This is a genomic window from Pseudomonas sp. PH1b (assembly GCF_000633395.1).
Classification (GTDB): Bacteria; Pseudomonadota; Gammaproteobacteria; order Pseudomonadales; family Pseudomonadaceae; genus Aquipseudomonas.
On the sequence record NZ_AYMU01000054.1, the window covers coordinates 1 to 617 of the forward strand.

Annotated in this window: 1 protein-coding gene; it reads left to right on the forward strand. The window is 63.9% G+C overall.

Annotated features, from left to right (window positions below; all coding sequences use genetic code 11):
• Positions 1-617 (forward strand): immunoglobulin-like domain-containing protein (locus U873_RS34640; RefSeq protein ID WP_043274808.1); only part of this gene is annotated, 617 nt, incomplete at both ends.

The following is a 617-nucleotide window of genomic DNA, read 5'->3' on the forward strand; positions in this document are numbered from 1 at the left end:
GGCGGCAACTACGAGAAGCTGGTAGCCGACAAGACACCGGTCAGCACCACCGTGACCGACACCGTCGACACCACCAACCTCAGCCTCAGTGCCACCGGCACTGTGGCGGAAGGCGGCCAGATCATCTACACCGCCACCTTGACCAACGCCGCTGGCACCCCGGTTACTGTGACCCTGAGCAACGGCGCAGTGATCACCATCGCTGCTGGCGCGACTTCGGGCACTGTCACCGTCGCCGCACCAGCCGATGACGTGTACAAGGACGCCGGCAAAGTCGAAGCCACCATTACCAAGGCCGAGGGCGGCAACTTCGAGAAGCTGGTGCCAAGCACCACTCCTGCCGTGACCGACGTCACCGACACCATCGACACCTCCACCGTGACGCTGAAGGCCACGCCGTCGGCGGCCGAAGGCGGCAATGTCACTTACACCGCGACGGTCACTGCACCGGTCACCGGTTCGCCTGTCACCGTTACCCTGGCCAATGGCGAGAAAATCACCATCGCCGTCGGTGAAACCAGCGGCTCGGTGAGCATCAGCGCACCTAACGATGTCCTGGTCGGCCACACCCCGCTGACCAACGCCATCAGCGATGTCAGCGGCGGCAACTACGAGAA